The sequence below is a fragment of the Delftia sp. WSY_7 genome (assembly GCF_043104845.1).
Classification (GTDB): domain Bacteria; phylum Pseudomonadota; class Gammaproteobacteria; order Burkholderiales; family Burkholderiaceae_C; genus Comamonas; species Comamonas tsuruhatensis.
Genome location: NZ_JBICLB010000038.1, coordinates 1 through 1,873, shown reverse-complemented (window position 1 = coordinate 1,873; position 1,873 = coordinate 1). Strand labels below are relative to the sequence as shown.

The 1,873-nt window shown below is 68.9% G+C and carries 1 pseudogene; it reads right to left on the bottom strand.

Annotation, left to right across the window (positions count from 1 at the left end):
* Positions 1-1,873 (bottom strand): annotated as a pseudogene (locus ACF8ME_RS21900) (RHS repeat protein); the annotation flags it as partial.

Genomic DNA, 1,873 nt, shown 5'->3' with positions numbered 1-1,873 from the left:
CGGCTGTGGTGGCGCAACTGCTCGGCGTTGCCCTGGATCTGGCTGCTGCGCACGGCGATGAGCTGGTGGGCTCCGTCGTAGTGCAGTTGCTGCTGGCTGTGGTCTGCCTGCATTTGCGCGATGCGGTTGCCGCAGGGGTCGTAGCGCCAGACGCGGTCTTCGCTGAAGCCGATGCGGTTGTCTTCCCAGCGCTGCACGGGGCCTTGCCGCTGGCCTGCAAGGTGGCCCAGGCCCATGAGGTTGAAGTCGGTGTGCCGCCAGTGGGCGTGGACCTGGGCGGCCCAGCTGTCCTGGGTGTTCGTCTGGCCCGGTGCACCGGGTGCACCGAGTGCTGGCAGGCGGTTGCCGGCAGGGTCGATCTGCCAGCGGGCGGTGGTCTGGGGGTCCTGGCTGTCGGTGGCCGCTCTGAGGCGCCCGGCGCTGTCGTAGCCGTAGCGCAGCAGTTGTGCGGCCTGGCCCGGGGCGCCGGCCTGTTCGATGGCAACGAGCTGGCCCAGGCTGTCGTAGTGGTAGCGGCGGCCGAGGATCTGGCCGATGAGGGGCTGGACGAGGTGTTCCCTGCCTTCCATGCTTTGCAGGCCTGTGGTGCCCAGGGCCGTGAGGCGGCCCATGCTGTCCCATTGGCGTTGCACCTGCAGGGGGTGGTGTGCGTCTGCGTCTGCATCTGCTTCTGCTGCGGGGGTGGGTGGGTGCAGGCTGCGGCGGACTTCGCGGTGCAGGGCGTCGCGTTCGAAGTCGATGAGGCCGGCGCCGTTGAGCTGCAGTCCGTGCACATGGCCTGAGCCGTAGGTGAGCCAGGCGATCTTTCCCAGGCCTTGCAGCTGGCTGTGCTGGCGTGCGCCCAACGCGTCCAGGGTGTGGGCGATGCGGTGTTCGTATTCGATCTGGTCTGCGCCGCCGTCCTTGCCTGGGCGGTAAAGCTGCTGCTCTTCTGCCGTGATGCGGCCCAGGGCATCGCGTTCCAGTGCTATGCGGCTTTGCAGTTGGATGGTGTTCTCGACGGTGTGCTGCCAGACGCTGGCGGCCATGAGGCGTCCGGCCGCATCCCATTCGTAGCGGTGGGTCTGGGCCGGCGCATGGGCCGTGGCGGGCAGCTGGCGTTCGACCAATCTGCCGCCTTCGTCCCAGCGGTAGTGGCTGCTGCTTTGCCGTGCAGCGTTGCCGTCCGTGGCTTCCATGAGCTGGCCTGCCGCATCCCAGCGGTAGCGCTGCAGCCGCTGGTCAAACCCTTCTTCCTGCACGAGCCTGTCCAGCGCGTCCCAGGCAAAGCGGCTTTGGGCTCCGTTTTCGTTGACGAGACGCGTGAGGCGGCCGGCGCTGTCGTATTCGAAGGCCAGGGTGAGGCCGCCATGTGTTCGCTGGACCAGCCTGCCCCAGAGGTCGTAGCGCAGGTGGATGCTGGGGTCGGCGGCCGGTGCAGCAGGGCTTTGCCCCCCCATGAGAGGGGTGAGCGGGGGCTGGGCCGGTTCGATGCGCGTGAGGTGGCCTGCGCTGTCGTAGTGGTAGCGCTCGATCTGGCCGTTGGGCAGTTCGCTGGCCACGATGCGGCCCTGGCCGTCGCGCTGGTGGCGTTGGCGCTGGCCCAGGGCGTTGCCCACTTCGATGAGCGCGCCCCAGCGGTCGTAGTGGTAGTACGTGCTGTGGCCCGAGCAGTCGGTGTAGCTGAGCAGTTGGCCCGCGTCGCTCCAGGCCAGCTGTTTGCTGCCGCCCTGGGCGTCTTCGATGCGCCGGGGGCTGTCGCAGGTGAGCGGCGCTTCCTGGGGGGCGGGGTAGTGGTAGCGCTCGGTGCTGCCGTCGGCCTGGGTGATCTGGGTGAGACGGCCCCAGGCGTCGTATTGGTAGCCGGTGGTGGCCCCTGCGGTGTCGGTGGCGC